Annotated in this window: 2 protein-coding genes and 1 pseudogene; all 3 read right to left on the minus strand. The window is 74.2% G+C overall.

Annotated elements, in window-relative coordinates:
- Positions 1-161 (minus strand): annotated as a pseudogene (locus I59_RS07310) (3-oxoacyl-ACP synthase); the annotation flags it as partial.
- A gap of 47 nt (positions 162-208) precedes the next feature.
- Positions 209-1,150, minus strand: coding sequence for an ACP S-malonyltransferase (locus tag I59_RS07315; RefSeq protein WP_022903299.1), 942 nt, complete (start codon positions 1,148-1,150; stop codon positions 209-211).
- A gap of 124 nt (positions 1,151-1,274) precedes the next feature.
- A partial coding sequence (locus I59_RS07320) for a CdaR family transcriptional regulator (RefSeq protein WP_022903300.1) occupies positions 1,275-1,692 on the minus strand: 418 nt, incomplete at its 5' end.

The raw sequence follows: 1,692 nt of genomic DNA on the forward strand, positions 1-1,692 counted from the left end.
CGCTGCCGGATCCACTCGTCGGACGAGTCGATCGGGCCGACCAGGTCGTCGTTCGGGACGACGTTCTCGCCGCGGGCCGCGCCGAACGCGAGGATGCGCGTGAACTCGTGGCCGCGACGCTGCTGGAGCAGCGGCCGGGAGGCGCGGGTCGCGTCCGTCACGCTGGCGTCGGTGGTGCTGTCGGTCGGGTTGGTGCTGGTCGCGTCCGTCACGCGGTCGCCTCTGCTTCCGTCGTCGCGGCCTGCAGGAGCTCGATGGCTGCCGGCAGGTCGTCGGGGGTCTTGATGGCCACGGTCGGCGTGCCGCGGAGGCCGCGCTTGGCGAGGCCGACGAGGGCACCGGCCGGAGCCAGTTCGATGATGCCCGTGACGCCCGCGGTGGAGAACGACTCCATCACGGCGTCCCAGTGCACGGGGTTCGCGATCTGCTGGACCATGAGGTCGACGAAGCGTCGGCCGTCGTCGACACGGGAGCCGTCGGCGTTCGTCCAGATCGGGAGCGTGGGGTCCTGCACCGTGGCGGCCGCCGCGACGGGAGCGACGCGCTCGACCGCCGGGGCCATGTACCGGGTGTGGAAGGCGCCGGCCACCGCGAGCGGCACGACGCGCGCCTTCGCCGGCGGGTTCGCGGCGAGGTCGGTGATCGCGTCCGCGGCGCCCGCGACGACGGTCTGACCGCCGCCGTTGTGGTTCGCCGGGACGAGCCCGCGCGACTCGAGTGCCGCAGCGACCTCGTCGGCGTCGCCGCCGAGGACGGCCGCCATCGAGGTCGGTTCGAGCGCTGCCGCGTCGGCCATCGCCCGGCCGCGCTCTGCGACCAGCGTGAGGGCATCGGTCGGCTCGAGGACGCCGGCGACGGCCGCCGCCGTGAACTCGCCCACCGAGTGGCCGGCCACGCCCCCGACCAGGCCACGACGGCCGTCGGCGAGCAGGGCGTCCGCGGTGATCAGGCCCGCGGCGACGATGAGCGGCTGCGCGAGCGCGGTGTCCTTGATCGTCTCGGCGTCCGACACGGTGCCGTGCGCGACCAGGTCGACGCCGATGGCGTCCGACCAGGCTCCGACACGGTCACGGACGGCGGAGTCCTCGAGCCAGGGGGCGAGGAAGCCGGGGGTCTGGGAGCCCTGTCCGGGCGCGACGACGACGATCACCGGACAATCCTGCCGGGCCGGGCGCGCGCGGTCCGTGTGGGCTTCCCACACGAAACCGCGCGCGACATTGTGCGAATTCATACACCCTGGGATGCGAACGATGCGCGACCGGGCGTTGCTCGGGTCACCGACGGTGCGGCAGGCGCCGTCGCCCGGATGCGGACTCCGACATCGCGCCGAGGATGAGCGCCGACTGCACGATGAGGGCGTCCCGGGCGTGCGTGGCGTCCCACCCGATGATGTCGGCCACGCGCCGCAGCCGGTAGCGGACGGTGTTCGGGTGCACGAAGAGCTCGCGTGCCGTCGCCTCGAGCGACCGCCCGGTGTCGAGGTAGCACCACAGCGTCTGCAGGAGCTCGGTCGACTGGTCCTTCAGCGGCACGTAGATGCGCTGGACGAGGGCCGACCGGGCGAGCGGGTCGCCGGCGAGGGCCCGCTCCGGCAGGAGGTCGTCCGCGAGCGCTGGACGCGGGGCGCCGCGCCAGGCGCGAGCGACCGCGAAGCCGGCCCGGGCGGCCTTCGCGCTCGTGGAGGCGTCAACG

It is taken from the genome of Curtobacterium sp. B8 (assembly GCF_000333315.1).
Lineage (GTDB): Bacteria > Actinomycetota > Actinomycetes > Actinomycetales > Microbacteriaceae > Curtobacterium > Curtobacterium luteum.